The sequence below is a fragment of the Prescottella sp. R16 genome (assembly GCF_030656875.1).
GTDB lineage: Bacteria > Actinomycetota > Actinomycetes > Mycobacteriales > Mycobacteriaceae > Prescottella.
On the sequence record NZ_CP130943.1, the window covers coordinates 2,527,721 to 2,550,703 of the forward strand.

Annotated in this window: 18 protein-coding genes, 1 tRNA gene and 1 pseudogene; 9 read left to right on the plus strand and 11 right to left on the minus strand. The window is 69.7% G+C overall.

Annotated elements, in window-relative coordinates; translation table 11 throughout:
* Positions 1-84 precede the first annotated feature (84 nt).
* Complete coding sequence (locus Q5696_RS11840) at positions 85-1,182, minus strand: isocitrate/isopropylmalate dehydrogenase family protein (protein ID WP_305091552.1); 1,098 nt, start codon at positions 1,180-1,182, stop codon at positions 85-87.
* A 19-nt stretch (positions 1,183-1,201) separates the two neighbouring features.
* Between Q5696_RS11840 and Q5696_RS11845 the strand changes: the two genes are divergently transcribed.
* Positions 1,202-1,732: a 2'-5' RNA ligase family protein gene (locus tag Q5696_RS11845; RefSeq protein ID WP_305095257.1), complete on the plus strand. Its 531-nt coding sequence runs from the start codon at positions 1,202-1,204 to the stop codon at positions 1,730-1,732.
* 44 nt (positions 1,733-1,776) lie between these two features.
* Here the strand turns inward: Q5696_RS11845 and Q5696_RS11850 are convergent, their stop codons facing one another.
* Positions 1,777-2,490, minus strand: coding sequence for an aminoglycoside adenylyltransferase domain-containing protein (locus Q5696_RS11850; protein ID WP_305091553.1), 714 nt, complete (start codon positions 2,488-2,490; stop codon positions 1,777-1,779).
* Between the two features lie 112 nt (positions 2,491-2,602).
* On the opposite strand from Q5696_RS11850, the gene trxA reads away from it, so the two are divergent.
* The gene (gene trxA, locus Q5696_RS11855; protein ID WP_305091554.1) at positions 2,603-2,968 is read left to right on the plus strand and encodes a thioredoxin; all 366 of its coding nucleotides are present in this window, start codon (positions 2,603-2,605) and stop codon (positions 2,966-2,968) included.
* A gap of 45 nt (positions 2,969-3,013) precedes the next feature.
* Here trxA and polA read toward each other — a convergent pair whose 3' ends face one another.
* Positions 3,014-5,755 carry a DNA polymerase I gene (gene polA, locus Q5696_RS11860; RefSeq protein ID WP_305091555.1) on the minus strand — a complete coding sequence of 914 codons (2,742 nt, stop codon included), beginning with the start codon at positions 5,753-5,755 and terminating at the stop codon, positions 3,014-3,016.
* 31 nt (positions 5,756-5,786) lie between these two features.
* Positions 5,787-6,410, minus strand: coding sequence for an ANTAR domain-containing response regulator (locus tag Q5696_RS11865; RefSeq protein ID WP_305095258.1), 624 nt, complete (start codon positions 6,408-6,410; stop codon positions 5,787-5,789).
* A gap of 97 nt (positions 6,411-6,507) precedes the next feature.
* On the opposite strand from Q5696_RS11865, the gene Q5696_RS11870 reads away from it, so the two are divergent.
* Positions 6,508-6,584, plus strand: a tRNA-Leu gene (locus Q5696_RS11870).
* 27 nt (positions 6,585-6,611) lie between these two features.
* Here the strand turns inward: Q5696_RS11870 and Q5696_RS11875 are convergent.
* On the minus strand, positions 6,612-7,454 hold the full coding sequence (locus Q5696_RS11875) for an alpha/beta fold hydrolase (RefSeq protein WP_305095259.1): 843 nt from the start codon (positions 7,452-7,454) through the stop codon (positions 6,612-6,614).
* Between the two features lie 338 nt (positions 7,455-7,792).
* Here Q5696_RS11875 and Q5696_RS11880 point away from each other — a divergent pair, with 338 nt between their 5' ends.
* The gene (locus Q5696_RS11880) at positions 7,793-8,245 is read left to right on the plus strand and encodes a Zn-ribbon domain-containing OB-fold protein (protein ID WP_305091556.1); all 453 of its coding nucleotides are present in this window, start codon (positions 7,793-7,795) and stop codon (positions 8,243-8,245) included.
* The gene (locus Q5696_RS11885) at positions 8,242-9,435 is read left to right on the plus strand and encodes a lipid-transfer protein (RefSeq protein WP_305091557.1); all 1,194 of its coding nucleotides are present in this window, start codon (positions 8,242-8,244) and stop codon (positions 9,433-9,435) included. Before Q5696_RS11880 ends, Q5696_RS11885 begins: the two co-directional genes overlap by 4 nt.
* Before the next feature lie 39 nt (positions 9,436-9,474).
* On the opposite strand, the gene Q5696_RS11890 is transcribed toward Q5696_RS11885, so the two are convergent.
* The gene (locus Q5696_RS11890) at positions 9,475-10,029 is read right to left on the minus strand and encodes a hypothetical protein (RefSeq protein WP_305091558.1); all 555 of its coding nucleotides are present in this window, start codon (positions 10,027-10,029) and stop codon (positions 9,475-9,477) included.
* Positions 10,030-10,094: 65 nt separating this feature from the next.
* On the opposite strand from Q5696_RS11890, the gene Q5696_RS11895 reads away from it, so the two are divergent.
* A complete protein-coding gene (locus tag Q5696_RS11895) occupies positions 10,095-10,745 on the plus strand; it encodes a cysteine hydrolase family protein (protein WP_305091559.1) in 651 nt (216 codons plus the stop codon).
* Between the two features lie 383 nt (positions 10,746-11,128).
* Positions 11,129-11,458 carry a transglycosylase family protein gene (locus Q5696_RS11900; protein WP_305095260.1) on the plus strand — a complete coding sequence of 110 codons (330 nt, stop codon included), beginning with the start codon at positions 11,129-11,131 and terminating at the stop codon, positions 11,456-11,458.
* A gap of 18 nt (positions 11,459-11,476) precedes the next feature.
* Here the strand turns inward: Q5696_RS11900 and Q5696_RS11905 are convergent, their stop codons facing one another.
* The 5 genes from Q5696_RS11905 to gltB form a co-directional block, all read right to left on the minus strand.
* Positions 11,477-13,330 (minus strand): ABC transporter ATP-binding protein/permease, encoded by a 1,854-nt coding sequence (locus Q5696_RS11905; protein WP_305091560.1) that lies wholly within the window; start codon positions 13,328-13,330, stop codon positions 11,477-11,479.
* 93 nt (positions 13,331-13,423) lie between these two features.
* Complete coding sequence (locus Q5696_RS11910) at positions 13,424-14,311, minus strand: acyl-CoA thioesterase (RefSeq protein WP_305091561.1); 888 nt, start codon at positions 14,309-14,311, stop codon at positions 13,424-13,426.
* Between the two features lie 15 nt (positions 14,312-14,326).
* Positions 14,327-15,745, minus strand: coding sequence for a pyruvate kinase (pyk, locus tag Q5696_RS11915; RefSeq protein WP_305091562.1), 1,419 nt, complete (start codon positions 15,743-15,745; stop codon positions 14,327-14,329).
* Positions 15,746-15,818: 73 nt separating this feature from the next.
* The gene (locus Q5696_RS11920; RefSeq protein WP_305091563.1) at positions 15,819-17,324 is read right to left on the minus strand and encodes a glutamate synthase subunit beta; all 1,506 of its coding nucleotides are present in this window, start codon (positions 17,322-17,324) and stop codon (positions 15,819-15,821) included.
* Positions 17,317-21,909 (minus strand): glutamate synthase large subunit, encoded by a 4,593-nt coding sequence (gltB, locus tag Q5696_RS11925; protein WP_305091564.1) that lies wholly within the window; start codon positions 21,907-21,909, stop codon positions 17,317-17,319. The genes Q5696_RS11920 and gltB overlap by 8 nt, the downstream gene beginning before the upstream one ends.
* A 163-nt stretch (positions 21,910-22,072) precedes the next feature.
* Between gltB and sigK the strand changes: the two genes are divergently transcribed.
* Both sigK and Q5696_RS21570 read left to right on the plus strand, forming a co-directional pair.
* Positions 22,073-22,678, plus strand: coding sequence for an ECF RNA polymerase sigma factor SigK (gene sigK / locus Q5696_RS11930; protein WP_305091565.1), 606 nt, complete (start codon positions 22,073-22,075; stop codon positions 22,676-22,678).
* Positions 22,671-22,787, plus strand: a pseudogene (locus Q5696_RS21570) (RskA family anti-sigma factor); the annotation flags it as partial. The gene sigK and the pseudogene Q5696_RS21570, both read left to right, overlap by 8 nt.
* Positions 22,788-22,983 lie beyond the last annotated feature (196 nt).

A 22,983-nucleotide genomic window follows, 5' to 3' on the forward strand; every position in this document is an offset into this window, starting at 1 on the left:
CGCTGAACAACCCGAAGAACACTACTGGCTCGATGTCTCCGGGAACGAACTGCGTCGAACTATTGACAAAACGGGCATTCCCCCTCAGCGCCGGTGGACGCGGGCGACGACGGTTTCGGTGAAGGCGTGCGTCGACGCGAGGCCACCGAGGTCGGCGGTGGCGATACCCGCCGCGAGGGTCCGTTCGACGGCACTACGAATGCGGGCGGCGGCGTCGGCGAGCCGGTGGTCTCGGCCGACGGTGGCGAGCCGGTCGAGGAGCATGGCCGCGGACAGGATCAGCGCGGTGGGGTTGGCCCGGTTGCGGCCGGCGATGTCGGGGGCGGCGCCGTGCGCGGCCTGCGCCATCGCCTTCGTGGCGGACGCGTTGAGCGACGCCGCCGTACCGAGCGACCCGGACAGCTCCCCCGCCAGGTCGGAGAGGATGTCCCCGAACATGTTCTCGGTGACGACGACGTCGTACTCGTCGCCGCGGCGGACGAGGTGGGCGGCCATGGCGTCGACGTGCTCGTCGTCGAGGGTCACGTCCGGGTACCGGCGGCCGACCTCCCGGCACACGTCGCGGAACAGCCCGGTGGTGGCGGACAGCACGTTCGCCTTGTGGACGATCGTGACGCGTTTGCGGCGCTGCAGCGCGAGCCCGAACGCGGTGTGCGCGATGCGTTCGCAGGCCGGGCGGGTGACGACGCCGACGGCCATCGCGATGTCGGGGGTGGGCATGAACTCGCCGACGCCGGCGAACATGTTGCGGTCGGCGTAGAAGCCCTCGGTGTTCTCCCGGACGATCACCAGGTCCATGTGTGGGGAGACGGCCCGCACCCCGGGCAGGGCGCAGGCCGGCCGGATGTTGGCGTACAGGTCGAAGCGTTTGCGGATCGCCCCGCCGGGGGTGATCTGGGACGCGAACGGTTCCGGGTAGGCGGCGCTGTCGTGGGGGCCGAGGATCCACGCGTCGAGGTCGGCGAGGGCGGCGAGCGTGCTCTCCGGGGTGGGGGTGCCGTGGGCGGTGATGGCGTCGAAGCCGATCGGCAGCTCGATCCAGTCGACGTCCGGTGCCCCGGCGGCGGCGAGAGCGGCGTCGACGACGTCGCGGGTGGCGGGCACGATCTCGTGTCCGATGCCGTCGCCGCGGAGCAGACCGATGCGCGGGTTCCCGGAATCTGCTGTACTCGCGGCCTCCATCGGACCATCATGACCGATGATGGTGCAGTCCGTGGAGTTGCTGCTGAGCGAAGAACTCGACGTCGCGGTGCGGGCCGAGTGGCGTCGGCTCACGGCCGCGCACCTGCCGAGCCAGGGGGTGATCGCGGCCGAGTCGAATCGTCCGCACGTCACCCTGGGGGTGGCGACCGCGATCCCCGACGCCGTCGAGGACGCGCTCGCCCGAGACCTGCCGTCGACGCCGCTGCCGGTCCGCCTCGGTGGGGTGGTCGTGTTCGGGAGTCGGCGCCTCACTCTCGCGCGGCTCGTGGTGCCGACGATCGAACTGCTCACCCTGCAGCGGATCGTCTACGAGATCATCGCCGACTGCCCGGGGGTGCCCGCGCACATCGTGCCCGGCGAGTGGACACCGCACGTGACCCTCGCCCGCCGGATCCCCGCCCCCGAGCTGGGTGCCGCGGTGTCGGTGACCCGGGCCGCGGCCCGCGACGTCACCGGCCTCTCGGACGGGGTACGACGCTGGGATTCGGAGCACAAGCGGGAGTGGCGGGTCGTCCGCTCATCGCGGTGACACCCGAGCAGCCAGGGCGTGCACCAGCCCGGTGACCCGGTCCGTCACCCCGCTCCAGTCGTCGGGGCGGATGCCGAGGTAGCCGTCACGGGCACGTTCGAGCAGTTCGCGGTCCGGCGCGGCGAGAGTGCCGCGATCGCGTCGGCGGCGGCGTCCTTCGACACGATCCGGCCGCTGTCGAGGGTGACGAGGATGCGGGCGAGGACGAGAAGGGTGTTGCGTTCGTCGCCCACGATCTCCTCGAGGATGTCGGGGACGACGGCCCGCAGTGCGGCGTGCAGGATGTCGCGGTCGACGGGGGCCAGCACGTCTCCGAGTTCGGCCCCGCGCAGCACTCGGTGCGACGACTGCGCGGTGGCAACCAGAATCGGCACGTCGGGGTCGTCGGCGGGTTGCGGAATCCGGCCGGCGACGAGGTCGGCGCGGAGCCATTCGCCGTACTGGAAGTCGTGGCGCGGTGTGACCTGCCACGGCCGGGTGTCACCGACGACGAGCACCGTCAGTTCGAGGGGCCGGCGCGCTGCCGCCTCGGGGAACGTTGCGGCATGCCCCTGCCACCCGGAGGCCGCGAGCAGTGTGTCGACGAGCGCTGCCCGTTCCCGGACGCCGAGGGAGCGTCGAGTCAGCACCAGCAGATCGATGTCGCTGTCGGGCCGCAGCCCGGTCACGGTCGCGGACCCGTACAGGTAGACGCCGACGATCCCGCCCGGATCGTGACGGTCGAGGTGGGCCAGTACCGGTTCGACCGCGCTGTCCATCCTCGGAGCGTAACTTCCGAGCCGCGTCACGTCGGGCGCCTGGGTACGGAAGAATTCCGGGCACGCCGCTGTTGCACCGAGCAACATTCGACGATTTCCCGAAAGGACCCTCGTGGCCACTCAGACTCTGACCCAGCAGAACTTCCAGCAGACCATCACCGACAACGACATCGTGCTCGTCGATTTCTGGGCGTCGTGGTGCGGCCCGTGCCGCAACTTCGCGCCGACGTTCGAGGCGTCGTCGGAGAAGCACACCGACGTCGTCCACGCCAAGGTCGACACCGAGGCCGAGCAGGAGTTCGCGGCAGGCGCCGGGATCCGCTCGATTCCCACGATCATGGCGTTCCGTGACGGCATTCTCGTGTTCAACCAGGCGGGTGCCCTGCCGCCGGCCGCGCTCGAGGATCTGATCACGCAGGTCAAGTCCCTCGACATGGACGACGTGCGCAAGCAGATCGCCGAGCAGCAGGCCAACTGACCGGCGCGCTGCCGCAACAGTTTCCGGGACGTCGCCCGCCCACGATCAGTGGGCGGCGGCGTCCCAGCTGCGTCCGGTGCCGACGGACACTTCGAGCGGCACCGACAGTTCGATCGCGTTCGCCATCTTGTCCCGCACGATCTGCTCGACCCGTTCGCGTTCGCCGGACGCGACCTCGAGCACGAGTTCGTCGTGGACCTGCAGCAGCATCCGGGATGCCAGGCCGGCGTCGCGCAGAGCCTGCTGGACGTCGATCATGGCGACCTTGATGATGTCGGCGGCGGTGCCCTGGATGGGGGCATTGAGGGCGGCCCGTTCGGCGACCTCGCGGCGCTGCCGGTTGTCGCTGTTGAGGTCGGGCAGGTAGCGGCGGCGTCCGAACAGGGTTTCGGTGTAGCCGACCTTGCGGGCCTGCTCGACGACCTCGTGGAGGTAGTCGCGGACCCCGCCGAAGCGGGCGAAGTACGCCTCCATCTGTTCGCGCGCCTCCTCGGTGGAGATCTTGAGCTGCGCGGCGAGACCGAAAGCGCTGAGCCCGTAGGCGAGTCCGTACGACATGGCCTTGACGCGGCGACGCAGCTCCGGGGTGACCTCCTCGATCGGCACCCCGAAGGCGCGGGAGCCGACGAAACTGTGCAGGTCCTCGCCGGTGTTGAACGCCTCGATGAGGCCCTCGTCCCGCGACAGGTGCGCCATGATGCGCATCTCGATCTGGCTGTAGTCGGCGGTGAGCAGCGTCTCGTAGCCGTCGCCGACGACGAAGCCGTCGCGGATCTGCCGTCCGGCGTCGGTGCGGACCGGAATGTTCTGCAGGTTCGGTTCGGTGGACGACAGCCGGCCGGTGGCGGCGACGGTCTGGTTGAACGTGGTGTGGATGCGGCCGTCGTCGGCGACGGTCTTGAGCAGGCCGTCGACGGTGACCTTGAGCCGTGTCGCGTCGCGGTGTTCGAGCAGGTACGCCAGGAACGGGTGCTGGGTCTTCTCGAACAGTGACTCGAGCGCGGCGGCGTCGGTGGTGTAGCCGGTCTTGGTCTTCTTGGTCTTGGGCATCTCGAGTTCGTCGAACAGCACCACCTGCAGCTGCTTCGGGGAGCCGAGGTTGATCTGCTTGCCGATCACCTCGTACGCCGACTCCGCCGCCTCCGCGACGCGGGCCGCGAACGTGGACTGCAGGTCGTGCAGGTGGTCGGTGTCGACGGCGATACCGGTGGCCTCGAGGTCGGCGAGGACATCGAGCAGCGGCAGTTCCATGTCGGCGAGCAGGCCGGCGGCCTCGATACCGACGAGTTCGATGTCGAGGGCTGCGGCGAGGTCGACGACCGCACGGGCCCGCAGGTTCTCGTTCTCGGCTGCTTCGGCGTCGGCGGTGTCCTCGTCGTCCAGCAGCGAAAGCTGTTGCTGCCCGGACTCTTCCACGCGCAGTTCACGCTTGAGGTAGCGCAGCGACAGGTCGTCGAGGTTGAAGCTGCGCTGGCCGGGCCGCACGAGGTACGCGGCGAGGGCGGTGTCGCTGGTGACGCCGGCGAGCGTCCACCCGCGTCCACGCAGCGCGTGCACGGCCCGCTTGACCTCGTGTAGCGCCTTGGGCTGCTGCGCGTCGGTGAGCCACGCCGCGAGCGCGGCCTCGTCCTCGGGAGTGGCGGCAGTGGTGGAGATGTAGGCGCCCTCACCGTCGGACGCGGCGATCGCGACGGCGGTGACGTCGCCGCCGTACGGGGTTCCGGTGCCGACGACGGACAGTCCGTGCCGCTGCCCGGTGGACGCGTGCTCGGTGATCCACGCGGCGACCTCACCGGGGGCCAGGGCACGGCCGCGGACCTCGAAGCCCTCCTCGGCCTCGGGTTCGGCGGAACTCAGCGTCGCGAACAGGCGGTCGCGCAGCACCTTGAACTCGAGGTCGTCGAACAGGGCGTGGATGCGGTCGCGGTCCCACGGCGCGAGCGCCAGCTGGTCGGGGGTGTAGGGCAGCGCGACGTCGCGGACCATCTCGGTGAGGTGCCGGTTGAGCAGCACGCTGTTGACGTTGGCGCGCAACGAGTCCCCGACCTTGCCACGCACCTTGTCGATGTCGGTCACGAGGTTCTCGAGCGACCCGTATTCGCGGATCCACTTGGCGGCGGTCTTCTCCCCCACGCCGGGGATACCGGGCAGGTTGTCGGACGGGTCGCCGCGCAGCGCCGCATAGTCGGGGTACTGCTGCGGGGTGAGCCCGTACTTCTCCTCGACGGCCTCCGGGGTGAACCGGGTCAGGTCCGAGACACCCTTGCGGGGGTAGAGGACGGTGACGTCGTCGGTGACGAGTTGCAGCGCATCACGGTCGCCGGTGACGACGAGGACGCGGTAGCCGAGCGCGGTGGCCTGCGTGGTGAGGGTGGCGATGACGTCGTCGGCCTCGAAGCCCTCGATCGCCATGACCGGGATACCCATGGCCGCGAGCACGTCCTTGGCGATCTCGACCTGCCCCTTGAACTCGTCGGGCGTCTTGGAGCGGTTGGCCTTGTACTCGGGGAACGCCTCGGCGCGGAACGTCTGCCGGGACACGTCGAACGCGGCCGCGACGTGGGTGGGCTGCTCATCGCGCAGCAGGTTGATGAGCATCGACGTGAACCCGTACACCGCGTTGGTGGACTGCCCGCTCTGCGTCTTGAAGTTCTCGGCCGGCAGCGCGAAGAACGCCCGGTAGGCGAGGGAATGGCCGTCGAGGAGCAGCAGTGTCGGCTTCTCCGACGCGGCGCCTGTCGCATCGGCGGACGTGGTGGCAGTCGAGGGTGTGGTTGCGGGGCTCACGGTGACACAGTCTAGGGAGCACCGCCGACACTCACGCGGTGGCGCCGTTCCCGCCCAGCGTGTCGACGACGATCTCGGCGACGGCCTTCATGGTGGAGCGGCGGTCCATCGCCGCGCGCTGGATCCATTTGAACGCCTCGGGCTCGCTCAGTCCCTGCGACGCCATGAGCATCCCCTTGGCGCGGTCGACGATCTTGCGGGTCTCGAGCCGCTCCGACAGGTTCGCGACCTCCCGCTCCAGCAGGGCCACCTCGGCGAACCGGCTGGCCGCCAACTCCACCGCCGGCACCAGGTCGGCCTTGGAGAACGGCTTCACCAGGTATGCCATCGCACCCGCGTCGCGAGCCTTCTCCACCAGCTCCCGCTGACTGAACGCCGTCAGGATCACCACGGGCGCAATCCTTTTCGCGGCGATCTCGGAGGCCGCATCGATGCCGTCCCGGCGCGGCATCTTCACATCCATGATCACCAGATCGGGGCGCAGCTCCTCCGTGAGTTCCACGGCCCGCTGCCCGTCCCCGGCCTCCCCCACGACGTCGTACCCCTCCTCGCGGAGCATCTCGACCAGATCGAGACGGATCAACGCCTCGTCCTCCGCCACCACCACACGCCGGGCCGGTCGATCCTGTGCGGGGGTCGCGTTCACGGTCACCATCCTCCTCGAGTAGACGCCCACCGGCCGGTGCGCGAACGGTTCGAGGGTACCGGTGGTTTGACTGGATCCCACGAACCTCTACAGTGGTATCCCGCACGCCCTCGTATCCCAATTGGCAGAGGAAACGGATTCAAAACCCGTACAGTGTGAGTTCGAGTCTCACCGAGGGCACCACTGATCCACCCGACCGGGTCGGGTCCGCTACGCGGTCTCGGCGAGGGAGTCGAGGATCGCCCGGTAGTGCAGGCGCGCCATGAAGTGGCCGCCGCTTCCGATGTTCAAGGTGGCGTTGGGGATTCGGGTGGCGAGTTCCGACGACCACTTCCGTGGGACGAGCCGGTCGGCGCCGCCCCACCACACGTCGACGGGCACCTCGAGGTCCTCGGGGTCGAATCCCCACGGCCGCGCCCATGCCCGGTATTCCTCGACGACCCCGGCCGGGTCGCGCAGGCTCTCCCCCGCTGCCGCGGCGAAGTCGTCGGGGTCACCGGTGATGGTCTCGGCGTCGGTCGGCCCGAACGCGCGGGCGGCGGCCTTGGCGAATCGGTGTGGCGCCGATCGGGCGGCCACCGACAGTGCCCGGAACCATCCGGTCGCGATCCGCGGATGGTCGCGCGCCATCCGTGTGTACCAGCGGTCGAATCCGCACAGGTCCTGTACGACGCCGTCCTCGGTGAGCGGGAGGGTGCCGGCCACGATCGCGACCCGGCTGATCCGGGGCGCCAGCGCGTAGCCGAGTCCGGCCGCATATTGCCCGCCCATCGACCAGCCGAGGACCCCCATCCGCTCCACCCCGAGTTGGTCGACGAGTTCCTCGACGTCGGCGGCCCAGTCGAGGACGGTGCGTCCGGGACTGGGATCGGAGAGCCCGATGCCGGGACGGTCCGGGGCGATCAACCGGATCCCGGCGGCCGCGGCGATCGGGGCCACGGCCCGGACGTCGTGCCGGCACGACATCGTGCGGTGGGCGTGGATCACGACGAATCCGTCGGCCGGCCCGTGGTCGGCGAACCCCATGGCACGACCGTCTCGCAACGTGATCACCCGGTCCCGGGGCGGGACGGGACGGACGGTCTCACTGAGTTCACTGCGCACGATGCACCTCCGGACGAGTCGCCCCCACGATAGCGGTCGGACGACCGACAGTGACGGAGTTCACGCCCCGGAAAGCCGAGTGTCGGTCGAGCGACCAGTACCGCACTGCCGCAGGTCAACGCCCGATTGCGTCCGGAACGACCGTTTGATCGGGTTCCCTGGAGGACGAGTCCGGTGGGCGGGATCTCAAATCTGGAATCGGTCGCCTCATGCAATACTGCAACCCGTTCCGCTGCCGGACCGCCGACGTGTCCGGCCATCAGGCTCGACAAGCAGATGAGGTTTGCATGAGCGACACCGCCACACCGGCCGTCGAGGGCTGGTTCACCACGGGGCCGGAGCCGGCCCTGATCGGCACCAAGTGCCGGTCCTGCGGGAACATCGCGTTCCCCCGGGAGACCACCTTCTGCAAGAACCCGGCGTGCTCGGGTGAGGAGTTCGACGACGTCGAGCTGTCACGTCGCGGCACGGTGTGGTCGTACACGGATGCGCAGTACAAGCCGCCGGCCCCGTACATCGCGAACACCGACCCGTACGTGCCGTTCGCCCTGGCTGCCGTCGAGCTGCCCGAGGGCCTCGTCGTACTCGGCCAGGTCGCCGACGGCTTCGGCGTCGCGGACCTCAAGGTGGGCAACGAGGTCGAACTCGTCGTCGAGACCCTGTACACGGACGAGACCGGTGACCGCAGCATCTGGCGTTGGAAGCCGGTTGCCGCAGCCCAGAGCGGAGCACAGGCATGAGCAACAACGATGTGGCGGTCCTCGGCGTCGGTATGCACGCCTGGGGCAAGTGGGGACACTCGTTCGTCAAGTACGGTGTCGCGGCCGCCCGTGCCGCCCTGGCCGATTCGGGGATCGACTGGCAGGACGTCGACCTGATCGTCGGCGGCGAGACGGTCCGCAACGGCTACGGCGGCTATGTCGCGGGTGCCACGTTCGCGCAGGCCCTCGGCTGGAACGGAGCCCGTGTGGCGACGTCGTACGCGGCGTGCGCGACGGGTGCGCAGGCCCTCGACACCGCCCGGGCCCGCATCCTCGCGGGTCTGTCGGACGTCGCGCTGGTCGTCGGCGCCGACACCACCCCGAAGGGTTTCCTGGCCCCCAACGCCGGTGAGCGCTGGGACGATCCGGACTGGCTGCGGTTCCGCCTGATGGGTATGACGAACCCGGCGTACTTCGCGCTCAACGCGCGTCGCCGCATCGACCTGTACGGTGCCACGCCGGAGGACTTCGCCGCGGTCAAGGTGAAGAACGCCAAGCACGGCCTGAACAACCCGTACGCGCGCTACCGCAAGGAAGTTGCCGCCGAGGACGTGCTGGCCTCGCCGGTGGTCGCCGATCCGCTGCACCTGCTGGACATCTGTGCCACCTCGGACGGCGGCGCCGCGATCATCCTCACCTCGATGGAGTACGCCCGCAAGAAGGGCATCGTCGATCCGGTTCGCATCAAGGCGATTTCGACGGTGACGCCGACGTTCCCGCAGACGATCATGGACATGCCGAACTTCTCCACCGAGTCGGCGTCCGCGGTTCCCGCACCGGAGCGCACGTTCAAGGAGTCGATCGGTCACGCGGCGTACGAGGAGGCCGGTATTTCACCGGAGGACGTCGACGTCGCCGAGGTGTACGACCTCGCGACCGCGATCGAGCTGGACTGGATCGAGGACCTGCAGCTGTGCAAGCGCGGTGAGGCCGAGCAGCTGCTGCGTGCCGGCGACACCACGATCGGCGGCCGCATCCCGGTCAACCCGTCCGGTGGTCTCGCCTGCTTCGGCGAAGCCGTTCCGGCGCAGGCCCTCGCGCAGGTGTGCGAGCTGACGTGGCAGATCCGCGGCCAGGCGGAGGGACGCCAGGTCGAGGGTGCCCGTGTCGGCATCACCGCGAACCAGGGCCTGTTCGGCCACGGCTCGTCGGTCATCGTCTCGGCCTGATCGAGCGGAACCACCTACAGCGCCCCGCCGCAACCGGATTCACGGTTGCGGCGGGGCGCTGTCCTGTTCGCGGGCGGGCCGCAGATGTCCGGCCGATCGCACGAGCAGGAACAGCGCCACCACGGCGACGGACGCCGCGTCCCCGGCCGCGATCCGGTGGTCGGCCGCGCAGACCCGCTCCATCTCCTCGTAGGGAATCGGGGTGGACAGCACCACCGGATCCCCGGTGGCCGCCGACGTCACCCGCAGGCTGGTCCCGGAGAACGGGACCAGCACGGATCCGCATTCGATCCGGGCCTGCCCGACACTGTCCACGGGCACCGTCGTCGGCACGACCAGGGTCGCCGCGGCCCCGGCCACCGCGGCCGCCCCGGCGAGCCCGCACAGCGCCCCGAACACCAGCCGGTACCGACTGCGGAACCTGCGGCGCCACCACAGCACCGTGAGCACGGCACCGAGACCGACGAACAGCACCCACGCCCACCAGGACGGCACCCCGACCGTCCAGTACAGCCAGCCGAGAAGCAGGAACCAGAACGCGGCACTGAGCCACGCGGTCGCGACGCTGCTTCCTCGGCGAATATCCTCACTCACCGAATCATCATGGCAGAACAGGGAATACCACAGTTTCCGGCGATACGTCCGGCTAGATTCGACACATGCCCGATCCGTTCTCGTCTCTCGACGAACACGTTCGCCCGCACCTGGATTCGTCGGCGCTGCTGGTGATCGACATGCAGAACGATTTCGTCGACGGCACCCTGCCGGTGGCGGGAACCTCGGATGTCGTTCCTCTCCTGAGCATTCTGCTCGACGCGTACCGGCGGGCCGGCCACCCGATCGTGCACGTGGTGCGGCTGTACACGGGGACGGACGTCGATCCGGTGCGGCGGACGGCGATCGCTCGCGACGATGCACCCATCGTCCGACCCGGCACGACCGGATCCCGGATCGTCGACGGCCTACTTCCCGACAGTGCACCAGGATTGGATGCCGAACTCCTGCTCGCCGGTGGCCGTCAGCCCCTCGGCCCGAACGAGTCGGTCCTGTGGAAGCCCCGGTGGAGTGCGTTCCATCGCACGGGACTCGCCGGGTATCTCACCGATCTCCGGATCGACACCGTCGTGGTCGCGGGCTGCAACTTTCCGAATTGCCCGCGCGCCACCATGTTCGACGCGTCGAACCACGATTTCCGGGTCGTATCGGTCACGGATGCGACCTCCGGCACCACCTCGGATCGGCTCGCCGATGCCCGTTCCATCGGAGTCGTCACGATGACGGTGTCGGACATCCTCGACACCCTGAAGTGACTCACACCACACTATCGTGGTGACCCCGATCACAGTTCTACCCCCGGGTCGGTCCGCCGCGCGCCCCGCGATCTTCCCCGCGACCAGCGTCGCAGCAGCATCCGAACCGTGATATCGGTACCGGCGTGCCAGAAAACTACCTGGTGACGCAGCACGGCATCCGTCCTAGCGTCGTCACCGGCTCGACACCTCGAGCACCTCCGACCCGCAGCCAACGCTCTTCCGCCCCAGCGGGATCGGACACGATACATCTTCCACGGGGCACGGCGAGGACACCGTTCCGGTGGCCCGGCCACGAATCGACACGGCCGAGCGCACCGCACTGTGCGACCACCGGACTCCTCGCTTCCGACCACGGAGAGGAATCACGCATGACGTCTCGTATGTCGACGTTCACCGTCACCCGCACTCTCGGCACTTCCGCTGCGGCGGCTGCACTGGCCGTGGCCCCTCTCGCACTGACCGCCGCACCGGCCCAGGCCGCGTCCGGCGACTGGGACGCCGTCGCGCAGTGCGAGAGCAGCGGCAACTGGAGCGCGAACACCGGCAACGGCTACTACGGCGGCCTGCAGATCAGCGCGGGCACCTGGAACGCCCACGGCGGCAGCGGGCTGCCGCACAACAATTCCCGGGCGGCGCAGATCCAGGTGGCCGAATCGATCCTGTCGAGCCAGGGCGCCGGCGCCTGGCCGACGTGCGGGCAGTACCTGTGACGTCCGCCTGATCGGGTGTCAGCCCACCGGCACCGTCGACAGTCGCCACGCCCCGCCTCCGAGCAGTTCGAGACGACGCGTGTGGTGCCGGTCGACGGTGCTGCGGTGACTGACGCTGACCAGCATGCACGTCGGCACCTCCTCGCGGATCAGGGAGTACAGCTGGTATTCGAGGCCCTCGTCGACCGCGGACGTCGCCTCGTCGAGGAACGCGACCTGTGGGCGCAGCAGCACGATCCGCGCGAACGCGACGCGCTGCTGTTCCCCCGGCGACAGGATCGACGCCCAGTCCTCCTGCTCGGACAGGCGGTCGACGAGGTGCCCGAGCGCCACCCGCCCCAGCACGTCGCGGATACGGTCGTCGCCGACATCGGCGGCGCGCCCCGGGTAGGCGACCGCATCGCGCAGGTCGCCGAGCGGCAGGTACGGGAACTGGGACAGGAACAGGGCGTCGGTCCCGGTCGGGCGTCGCACGGTCCCGTCGGCGTACGGCCACATCTGGGCGAGTGTCCGCAGCAGCGTCGTCTTCCCACTGCCCGACGGCCCACTCACCAGCAGAGCGTCGCCCGGGGTGAGTCGCAGGTCCAGGTCCGTCACGAGCGGTCGCCCATCGGGCAGGTCCACCTGCACGGACGCGAGTTCGACGGCGTCGTCGACGTGTTCGGTGCGCACCGCGGGCAGGGCGCGGGCCTTTTCGTCGGCGCCGATCAGTCCGTCGAGGCGGACGAGGGACGCCCGGTAGCCGGCGAACACGTCGTACGACTGCCGGAAGAACGACAGCGAGTCCGACACCTGCCCGAATGCGGCGGCGCTCTGGGTGATGTCGCCGAGGGTGATGGTGCCGGCGAAGAATCGGGGCGCCTGCAGCACGATGGGGAACACCACCGCGATCTGGCTGACGCCCAGGTTGAAACCGTTGAACTTCAGGGTCCGGTACACGATCCGCCACGCGTTGCCGATGACGGCGGCGAACCGGCCGAGCAGCCCGGTCCGCTCCACGGTTTCGCCGCGGTAGAAGGCGACGGACTCGGCGCGGTCCCGCAGCCGCACCAGCGCGTACCGGAAGTTGGCGGTCAGTCGTTCGTTGAGGAAATTCAGCCGGATCAGCGGATGCCCGATCCAGAACGCGATCACCGTCGCGATCAGGATGTACACGTACACGAGCACGACCATCGTGCGGGGCACCGTCACCCCGAGCAGCGTCATCGGCCCCGACAGGTCCCACAGGATCTTGGTGAACGCGACGAGCGACGTCACCGCCGTCACCATGCCCATCGACAGTGACTGCGACACCGTCGTCATCGTCGTCACATCGGTTTCGATACGTTGGTCCGGATTGTCGATTCCCTTGCCGACGAACCGGTTTCGGTAGTAGGCCCGACCGTCGAGCCAGTCGGTGGCCATCCGGTCGGTGAGCCACAGCCGCCAGCGGATGACGAACGCCTGCCCCACGTAGTAGTCGAGCAGCGAGCGCACCACGTGGATCGTCGCGAGAACGGCGAACACGAGGATCGACCGCCAGAACGTCGACGTCGCCGCGTCCAGGGCGTCCGCGTCGCCGCCCGAAAAGGCCTGCGCCGCATACTGCAACGCGGTGTACATCTCGTTGCCCTGATACGACAGCAGGATCGTGAGCCGCACCCCGGTGACCGTGAGCAGGAGCATCGCGGCGACCAGGGCCCACGTGCGCAGACTGTCGCGTCCGGTGAAGAACGCCCCGGAGATGGTGCGGAACTGCCGGCCCCACCGGGTCCATCGGGTGAGCAGCACCGCGGCGACGACGAGGCACACCGCGGCGATCGCGAACGCACGCGCCGTCCACAGCAGGCTCGTGACCAGCTCGTGGTTCCAGTCGATCGGCTCGCTGCGCATCGGACCCCCATCGACGGTGTCGTCCAGGAGAATTCGAAGTCTAACGGCGCCGGGTCCGCGGCATCATCGGTTCGGCGGTCACCGGTTCGGCCGTCACCGTCGCGGCGGGAAGTGCCGAATCACACCTTCCTGGACGACGGTCGCGATCACCTCTCCGGTGCGGTCGAAGAAGTGACCGCGCCCCAGGCCGCGCGAACCGGACGCAACCGGCGATTCCGTTGCGTACAGGGCCCATTCGTCGAACCGGAACGGGCGATGGAACCAGATCGAATGGTTGACGGTGGCCGCGACGATCCGGTCGAGGCCCCACGACAGCCCGTGGGTGGTGAGGATCGAATCGAGGACCGTGGTGTCCGACGCGTACGCGAGGGCCGCGCTGTGCACCCACGGTGTGTCCGGGAGGTCGCCGTCGGTGCGGATCCACACCCGGTTGTGGGGCAGTCGTTGCTCGGAGTCCTTGAGTACCCACGTGGGCGGGTTCGCGTACCGCATCTGCATGGGGTGCAGTGCCTCGACGAAATGCGGCAGCTTCTCCTCGTAACCGACGATGTGGTCGTCGAACGAGAGGCAGTCCTCCGGGGCCGGCACGTCCGGCATGTCGACGCCGTGCTCGAGCCCGCCGGCACCGTCCTGGAACGCCGCGAACATCGAGAACACGACGTTGCCGTCCTGGTACGCGGTGACCTGCCGGTTCGCGAACGCGCGACCGTCGCGGTGCCGCTCGACGCGGTACTCGATGGGGGCCTTGACGTTGCCGCCGCGGATGAAGTGCGCGTTGATCGCGTGGATCGGACGGTCACCGTCGACCGTCCGATCCGCCGCGACCAGTGCCTGCGCGACGAGCTGGCCGCCGAACGTGCGGCTGCCGGACTCGTTGGGGTGGCGCCCCCGGTAGGTGTCGTCGCCGATCTGCTCGAGATCGAGAACGGAGAGCAGTGTCTCCAGATCGGCCGATCGCACAACTGTTCCCGGATCGCTCACCCGCGTGCTCCCCTTCTAGTGGTCTTCCTCCCCGATCCGGTGCACGTGGATCAGGTTGGTCGAGCCTACGGTGCCGGGCGGGGATCCGGCCACGATCACGACCACATCGCCGCGGTTGTAGCGGCCGAGGGACAGCAGCGCGTGGTCGACCTGGGTGAACATCTGGTCCGTCGACGCGACGGGGTCGACGAGGAACGTCTCGGTACCCCACGACAGCGACAGCTGGCTGCGGACCGACTCGAGCGGGGTGAACGCCAGCAGCGGCAGCGGCGAATGCAGCCGGGCGAGGCGGCGCACCGTGTCACCGGACTGGGTGAACGCGACCAGGGCCTTCGCGTCGAGACGCTCACCGATGTCGCGGGCACCGTAGGAGATGACACCGCGCTTGGTGCGCGGGACGTGCGTGAGCGGCGGCACCCGCGCCGGGTCGGTTTCGACGGCCTTCAGGATCCGCGCCATGGTCTGCACGGTCTCCATCACGTACTTGCCGACCGACGTCTCCCCGGACAGCATCACGGCGTCGGCGCCGTCGAGGACCGCGTTCGCGACGTCGGACGCCTCGGCACGCGTCGGACGCGAGTTCTCGATCATCGATTCGAGCATCTGCGTCGCGACGATGACCGGCTTGGCGTTCTCGCGGGCGATCTGGATGGCCCGCTTCTGCACCAGCGGCACCTGTTCGAGCGGCAGTTCGACACCGAGGTCGCCGCGGGCCACCATGACGGCGTCGAACGCCAGCACCACGGCCTCGAGGTTCTCGATGGCCTCGGGCTTCTCGAGCTTCGCGATCACCGGGACACGGCGGCCGACCCGGTCCATCACGTCGTGGACCAGTTCGATGTCGGCCGGCGAACGCACGAACGACAACGCGATGAAGTCGACACCGAGGTGCAGCGCGAATTCGAGGTCGGCGATGTCCTTCTCGGACAGGGCCGGCACCGACACGTTCATACCGGGCAGCGAGACGCCCTTGTTGTTGGAGACCGGGCCGCCCTCGGTGACCCGGCACACCACGTCGTCGCCGTCGACGGACTCGACGACGAGACCGACCTTGCCGTCGTCGACGAGCAGCCGGTCGCCGGGCCGGGCGTCCTCGGCGAGTTGCTTGTAGGTGGTCGAGACCCGGTCGTGGGTACCGTCGCAGTCGGCGACGGTGATGCGGACCTGTTCACCGGTCTCCCACACGGTGCGTTCCTCGACGAAACGTCCGAGCCGGATCTTCGGTCCCTGCAGATCGGCGAGGATGCCCACGGCCCGGCCGGTGGCCTGCGAGGCCTCCCGGACGCGGCGGTAGTTCGCCTCGTGATCGGCGTGTTCACCGTGGCTGAAGTTCAGTCGCGCGACGTCCATTCCGCTCTCGACGAGCTCACGGACGCGGTCGCCTGTAGCGGTCGCTGGGCCTAGAGTGCAGACAATCTTCGTGCGTCGGATCACGAGGCAAAGCCTAGTCCTCTCGGGAAACGAACTCTATTCGGCGCGGCAACGGCCGGTGACGTGCAGGTGAGCATCAGACGACGGTGAGCGGCAGCGTCGCGGGACGTACGGGAGCCGGAAGTTCCGAACTGCCGGTGAGATACTCGTCGACGCCGCGGGCCGCCGACCGTCCCTCGGCGATCGCCCATACCACGAGCGACGCACCCCGGTGTGCGTCGCCACACACGAACACTCCGGGAGTGTCGGTCTGCCAGTCCGATCCGCACGACAGGACCCCGCGCCGGTTGACGGTCAGGTCGAGATCGTCCAGCAGCGGCCCCCGGTCGGTGCCCTCGAAACCGATCGCGAAAAGTGCCAGATCGCACGGTAATTCGACGTCCTCCCCGACCGGGTCGAACGTGCGGCGGCCGGTGGCGTCCCGTCCCGGGCGCACCTCCGCGAGCACCATCGACCGCACGTGGCCGTCGTCGTCGCCCAGAAAACGCTGCACCGCAACCTCGTACCGGCGCACCCCGCCCTCGGCGTGCGCGGGCGTGGTGCGCAGTACCAGCGGCCACGACGGCCACGGTGACGTGGCGTCGTCGCGTTCGGACGGCAGCGGCGGACGGTAGTCGAGTTGGGTGACGGACAGGGCGCCCTGGCGGTGCGCGGTGCCCAGGCAGTCGGCGCCGGTGTCCCCGCCGCCGATGATCACGACGTGCTTGCCGCGGGCGGTGATCGGCGACGGCCCGTCGCCCTCGCATTCCCGGTTGGACGCCACGAGATGCTCCATCGCCAGGTGTACGCCGTCGAGGTCGCGGCCCTCGAGGTCGCGGTTGTCGCGGGCCCGCAGCGCACCGGTCGCCAGGACCACCGCGTCGTACCGGGACAGCAGGGTCGGCACCGGCAGCTCGACACCGACCTCGACGTCGGGGACGAAATGTGTTCCCTCGACGCGCATCTGGGTGAGCCGCTGATCGAGCACCGTCTTCTCGAGTTTGAACGCGGGGATGCCGTAGCGGAGCAGGCCACCGAACCGGTCGTCGCGTTCGTACACCGTCACCTCGTGCCCGACCCGGGTCAGCTGCTGCGCCGCCGCCAGCCCCGCGGGTCCCGAACCGACGACCGCGACCTGCCGGCCGGACCGGGTGACCGGCAGCACCGGCCCGACGGCACCCCGCTCCCATGCCGTGTCCGCGATGGTCTGCTCGATCCGTTTGATGGTGACGCTGCCGGTGGTGTGGGTGTCCGCCAGGGCCAGCACGCACGCCGACTCGCACGGTGCGGGACAGATCCGGCCGGTGAACTCGGGAAAATTGTTGGTGGCGTGCAGGCGTTCCGCGGCGGCGTCCCAGCGGCCACGGCGCACCAGGTCGTTCCATTCCGGGATCAGGTTGCCGAGCGGGCAGCCGGCACTCGACGAATGGCAGAACGGCACACCGCAGTCCATGCACCGCCGGGCCTGCTCGGACACCTCCCGGTCCCGCTCGTCCGGCGGTTGCGGCGCGTACACCTCCCGCCAGTCGTGGACGCGTTCGCCGACGGGACGCTTGCGCGCCTCCTTCTTGGTGACGTGCAGAAAGCCGTGTGGATCAGCCACGAGCCGCCTCCATGATCGCGGTGTCGACGTCGAGCCCTCCGGCCCGCGCCGTGCGGGTCGCCTCGAGCACCCGCTGGTAGTCGACCGGCATGATCTTCGTGAACTGCGCCGAACGGCGCGGCCAGTCCGCGAGCAGCGACGCCGCGACAGCCGACCCGGTCCAGCGCAGATGCGCTTCGACCACGACCCGCAGCCACTGCAGGTCCTCGGTGTCCGGGGCCTGTAGCCGCACCATCGCCCGGTTGACCTTGGCCGGGTCGGCGTCGAGGACGAACGCGACCCCGCCGGACATGCCCGCGGCCAGGTTCCGCCCGGTCGGCCCGAGGACGACGACGCGGCCGCCGGTCATGTATTCGCACGCGTGGTCGCCGACCCCCTCGGCGATGGCGAGGGCACCCGAGTTGCGGACGCAGAACCGCTCCCCCGCCCGGCCCCGGAAGTACGCGGTGCCGGACGTCGCCCCGTACAGCAGCGTGTTGCCGGCGATCACCTGCGTCTCGGGCAGGAACAGGACGTCGTCGGCGGGACGGACCACGATCCGTCCTCCCGAGAGTCCTTTGCCCACATAGTCGTTCGCGTCGCCGACGAGGTCGATCGTGATCCCCGGCGGCAGGAACGCCCCCAGCGACTGCCCCGCGGTGCCGGTGAGCTGGACCCGGATCGTGTCGTCGGGCAGGCCCACCGCACCGTAGCGGCGGGTCACCTCCGCCCCGAGCAGAGTCCCGACGGTGCGGTTGACGTTGCGCACCGGCAGCTCGAGCCGCACCGGCAGCGCATCCTCGAGTGCCCCCTCGGCGAGGGCGATCAGCGTGCGGTCCAGTGCGGCGTCGAGACCGTGGTCCTGCTCCCGAACCCGGCGCCGCTGCCCGGCGCCGTCGCCGCCGCCGGTGACCGGCGTCGTCGACGCGAAGATCGGGGACAGGTCGAGACCGCCGCTCTTCCAGTGGGCCACCCCGGCCGCGGTACCGAGAAGATCCGAGCGGCCGACGGCCTCGTCGATGCTGCGGAATCCGAGGTCGGCGAGATACCGGCGCACGTCCTCGGCGACGAACCGGAAGAACGCCTCGACGAACTCCGGCCGGCCGGTGAAGCGTGTGCGCAGTTCCGGGTTCTGGGTGGCCACCCCCACCGGGCACGTGTCGAGATGGCAGACCCGCATCATGACGCATCCGGCAACGATCAACGGCGCGGTGGAGAACCCGAACTCCTCGGCCCCGAGGAGCATCGCGACGACGACGTCGCGGGCGGTGCGCAGCCCGCCGTCGCACTGCATCGTGATCCGGTCCCGCAGCCCGTTCAGGACGAGTGTCTGCTGCGCGTCGGCGAGGCCGATCTCCCACGGCAGCCCGGCGTGCTCGAGCGACGTCAGCGGGGCCGCCCCGGTGCCGCCGTCGTGCCCGGAGATCAGGACCACGTCGGCGTGTGCCTTGCTCACTCCGGCCGCGACCGTCCCCACCCCCACCGAGCTGACCAGTTTGACGTGCACCCGGGCCCGGTCGTTCGCGTTCTTCAGGTCGTGGATCAGCTGGGCCAGATCCTCGATCGAGTAGATGTCGTGGTGCGGTGGCGGCGAGATCAACCCCACCCCGGGCGTCGAGTGCCGGGTCTTCGCGATCCACGGATACACCTTGAACGCGGGCAGCTGCCCGCCCTCGCCGGGCTTGGCGCCCTGCGCCATCTTGATCTGGATGTCCGACGCGTGGACCAGGTAGTCGCTGGTGACGCCGAACCGTCCGCTCGCCACCTGTTTGACGGCGCTGCACCGTTCCGGGTCGTACAACCGGTCGGTGTCCTCGCCGCCCTCCCCGGAGTTGGAGCGGCCACCGATCCGGTTCATCGCGATCGCGAGCGTCTCGTGTGCCTCCGCCGAGATCGACCCGTAGCTCATGGCGCCGGTGTTGAAGCGCGGGAAGATCGCCTCCACCGGTTCCACCTCGTCCAGCGGCACCGGTTCACGCCCGCCGGGACCGATCTCGAACAGGCCCCGCAGCGTGCCGCCCTCCGCCGACAACCGGTCGACCTCCGCGCAGTAGCGTGCGAAGACGTCGTCGCGGCCGGTGCGGGTGGCGTGCTGGAGCAGGAACACCGTCTCGGGGGTGAACAGGTGCAGTTCCCCGCCGCGGCGGTAGCGGTAGAGGCCGCCGACGTCGAGCCGCCGGTGCACCGTCGCCGCCGGGTTCCGCGGATACGCGATCCGGTGCCGCCGGGCGACTTCTGCCGCGAGCACGTCCAGACCGACCCCGCCGAGACGGCTGACGGTGCCGGTGAAGTAGTCGTCGACCACCGCCCGATCCAGTCCCACGGCCTCGAAAATCTGTGCGGCCGTATAGGATCCGACGGTCGATATCCCCATCTTCGACATCACCTTGAGGACACCCTTGCCGAGCGCGGTGAGATAGTTGCGCACCGCGACGGACGCCTCCACCCCGGTCAGCTCGCCCTCGTCGACGAGGTCCTCGATCGTCTCCATCGCCAGGTACGGGTTGACGGCGGCCGCCCCGCACCCGATGAGCATCGCGATGTGGTGCACCTCGCGGGCGTCCCCGGATTCGGCGACGAGCGCCACCCGGGTCCGTTGCTTCGTCCGCACGAGGTGGTGGTGGACGGCCGAGACCGCGAGCAGCGACGGGATCGGGGCCCGCAGATGGTCGCCGCCCCGATCGGAGATCACGAGGGTGCGGTAGCCCTCGTCGATCGCCGCGCTCGCCGCGTCCCGCAGGTCCGCGAGCGCCTCGGCCATCCCGTCGCCGCCGCTGTCGGCGTCGTACAGTGCGGGCAGCACCGCCGTCGCGAAGCCGGGACAGTCGCCGTCCGCGTTCACGTCGATGATCCGCCCGAGATCGTCGTTGTCGAGGACCGGCCACGACAGCACGATCTGCCGGCACGACGCCGCGGTCGGCTCGAGCAGATTCTGTTCGGGCCCCATCACCCGTCGCAGCGACGTGACGATCTCCTCCCGGATCGCGTCCAACGGCGGGTTCGTGACCTGCGCGAACAGCTCCACGAAATAGTCGAACAACAGCCGTGGCCGCTGCGAGAGCACCGCGATCGGGGTGTCGGTGCCCATCGAACCGATCGGTTCGGCCCCCTCCGTCGCCATCGGCGCCAGCAGCATCTGCTGCTCCTCCTCGGTGTACCCGAACACCTGCTGCCGGCGGACCACCGAGGCGTGATCGTGCGGAATCCGTCCCCGCAGCGGCACCGACCGCAGATCCAGCAGCCCCGCGTGCAGCCACTCCCGGTACGGGTACTGCGCCGCCAGGTCCGCCTTGATCTCGCCGTCCGGGACGATCCGGCCGGCCGCCGTGTCGACGAGGAACATCCGGCCCGGTTCGAGCCGGCCCTTCTCGATCACGTCGGACTGCGGGATCGGCAGCACCCCGGCCTCCGAGGCGAGCACCACCCGCCCGTCGGAGGTGTGCCACCACCGTCCCGGACGCAGCCCGTTTCGGTCCAGGACCGCACCGACGACGGTGCCGTCGGTGAACGTCACACACGCCGGACCGTCCCACGGCTCCATCACCGATGCGTGGAACTGGTAGAACGCGCGCAGCTCGTCGCCCATCGTCTCGTGGTTCTCCCACGACTCCGGGATCATCATCAGGACCGCGTGCGGCAGCGACCGTCCCGCGAGATGCAGCAGCTCGAGCACCTCGTCGAACGACGCCGAATCGGATGCATCCGGCGTGCAGATCGGGAACAGCCGCGCCAGATCGCCGGGCAGGACACTGCTCGCCAGCAGCGCCTCGCGGGCCCGCATCCGGTTCCGGTTGCCGCGCACCGTGTTGATCTCCCCGTTGTGGGCGACGTACCGGAACGGGTGCGCCAGCGGCCACGACGGGAACGTGTTGGTGGAGAAGCGGCTGTGGACGATCGCGATGGCACTCGACATCCTCGGGTCGCGCAGCTCCGGGAAGAACCGGGGCAGCTGCGCGGTGGTGAGCATGCCCTTGAACACCATCGTCCGGCTCGACAGCGACGGCAGGTAGACGCCGATCCCGGAACCGTCGTCGGGAGGCTGCTCGACCCGTTTGCGGAGCCCGTACACCCGCCGGTCCAGGTCGATCCCACCGCACGACGCCCCGGCCGCGGTCACGAACAGGTAGCTCATGTGCGGCATGCACGAGCGGGCGGACACGCCGACGTCGGCGCCGTCCGGGTCGACCCGGACATCGTGCCAGCCGAGGATCTCGATGCCCTCCTGGCCGGCGATGTCCCGGACCCGCGCCCGCGCGGCCCTCCGGTCTGCGGGGTCCTGCGGCAGGAAGCAGATGCCGGCCGCGAACGTCTCGCCGCCGTCGGGCAGCGGCGCGGGCAGGTCGACGCCGGGCTGCTCGTCGGCGAGTCCGCGCAGGAACTCCGTCGGCAGCTGGATCAGGATGCCCGCACCGTCGCCGCTGTTGACCTCCGCGCCGGCGGCACCCCGGTGTTCGAGGTTCTCGAGCGCCAGCAGCGCATCCTCGACGATGCGGTGCGAGCAGCGGCCGTGGACGTCCGCGACCATCGCCACACCGCACGAATCCGATTCGGTATCGCGGGTGTAGAGCGTCGTGGCACGAGTATCGGGTTGCCGGGAGAACAGCACCGGACACCTCCACACCGGAAGGTTGCCGGGCGTACACCCGGCCGGGCCAGTTTACCGCGCCCCGGCCACCGGAATCGATGACGAAACAGTCGCGGCCGCCCCCACTCGTGCACCGATCCGCGACGTCCCCAGCTCCGAATCAGGAGTGTGGAACCATTCGGGAATGGACAGTCCACGCCGGACCGGCACCGGCGCCGAACACCGGGCCCCCACTCCCGCGGTGCTCGCCGAGCTGCTCGGTGCGGTCGCCGGCGGAGACCGTGACGCGTTCGCCGAGTTCTACGACCACACGAGTGCCCGGGTGTTCGGTCTCGCGGTCCGGGTCCTGCGAAACCCTGCGCTGGCCGAGGAGCTCACCCAGGAGGTGTACCTGCAGGTGTGGACGTCGACGGCGCAGCAGTACGACCCCGCCCTGGGAAGCCCGATCGGATGGCTGATGACCCTGACCCACCGCCGCAGTGTGGACCGGGTGCGCGCCGAACAGTCCGCGACGGACCGCAACCACGTGTACGGTGCGGCCCACCTCGGACGCGACCACGACACGGTGTCCGAGGAGGTCGAACAACGCCTCGACGAACAGCAGGTCGCCGACTGCCTGGGAACGCTCACCGACACGCAACGCGAGGCGATCGACCTCGCGTACTACGGCGGCCGCACCTACCGCGAGGTCGCCGACCATCTCGATCTGGCCCTGCCCACCGTCAAGTCCCGTATCCGCGACGGCCTGATCCGTCTGAAGAACTGTCTGGGGGTGAACACCGATGCCTGAACGCCGCAGCGACGACGAGCAGGACCTGCTCGACCTCGCCTACCCGTTCGCACTCGGCGCCGTCTCCGACACCGAGCGGGCCGCGATCACCGGCCGCTTGGACACGGCGACCACCGCCACGGCCGCAGAGTTCGCCCGGATCGTGTCCGGCGTCCGGGAGACGATGGCGCAGGTGTCGTCCCGGGACGCCGTCACGCCACCACCCGAACTCCGGAGCCGGCTGCTGCGGGCGATCGACGACGAGGCCGCGCCCGCACCGGACGGCTCCCCCCGCGACGACCTCGCGGACCGGCGTGCGCACCGCC

Excerpts from the sequence above, each read along its gene's own strand:
- Q5696_RS11840 (WP_305091552.1), bottom strand. The coding sequence starts at position 1,182 with ATGGAGGCCGCGAGTACAGCAGATTCCGGGAACCCGCGCATCGGTCTG.
- Q5696_RS11845 (WP_305095257.1), top strand. The coding sequence starts at position 1,202 with ATGGTGCAGTCCGTGGAGTTGCTGCTGAGCGAAGAACTCGACGTCGCG.
- Q5696_RS11850 (WP_305091553.1), bottom strand. The coding sequence starts at position 2,490 with ATGGACAGCGCGGTCGAACCGGTACTGGCCCACCTCGACCGTCACGAT.
- Q5696_RS11865 (WP_305095258.1), bottom strand. The coding sequence starts at position 6,410 with ATGGTGACCGTGAACGCGACCCCCGCACAGGATCGACCGGCCCGGCGT.
- Q5696_RS11880 (WP_305091556.1), top strand. The coding sequence starts at position 7,793 with ATGAGCGACACCGCCACACCGGCCGTCGAGGGCTGGTTCACCACGGGG.
- Q5696_RS11885 (WP_305091557.1), top strand. The coding sequence starts at position 8,242 with ATGAGCAACAACGATGTGGCGGTCCTCGGCGTCGGTATGCACGCCTGG.
- Q5696_RS11895 (WP_305091559.1), top strand. The coding sequence starts at position 10,095 with ATGCCCGATCCGTTCTCGTCTCTCGACGAACACGTTCGCCCGCACCTG.
- Q5696_RS11900 (WP_305095260.1), top strand. The coding sequence starts at position 11,129 with ATGTCGACGTTCACCGTCACCCGCACTCTCGGCACTTCCGCTGCGGCG.
- Q5696_RS11905 (WP_305091560.1), bottom strand. The coding sequence starts at position 13,330 with ATGCGCAGCGAGCCGATCGACTGGAACCACGAGCTGGTCACGAGCCTG.
- sigK (WP_305091565.1), top strand. The coding sequence starts at position 22,073 with ATGGACAGTCCACGCCGGACCGGCACCGGCGCCGAACACCGGGCCCCC.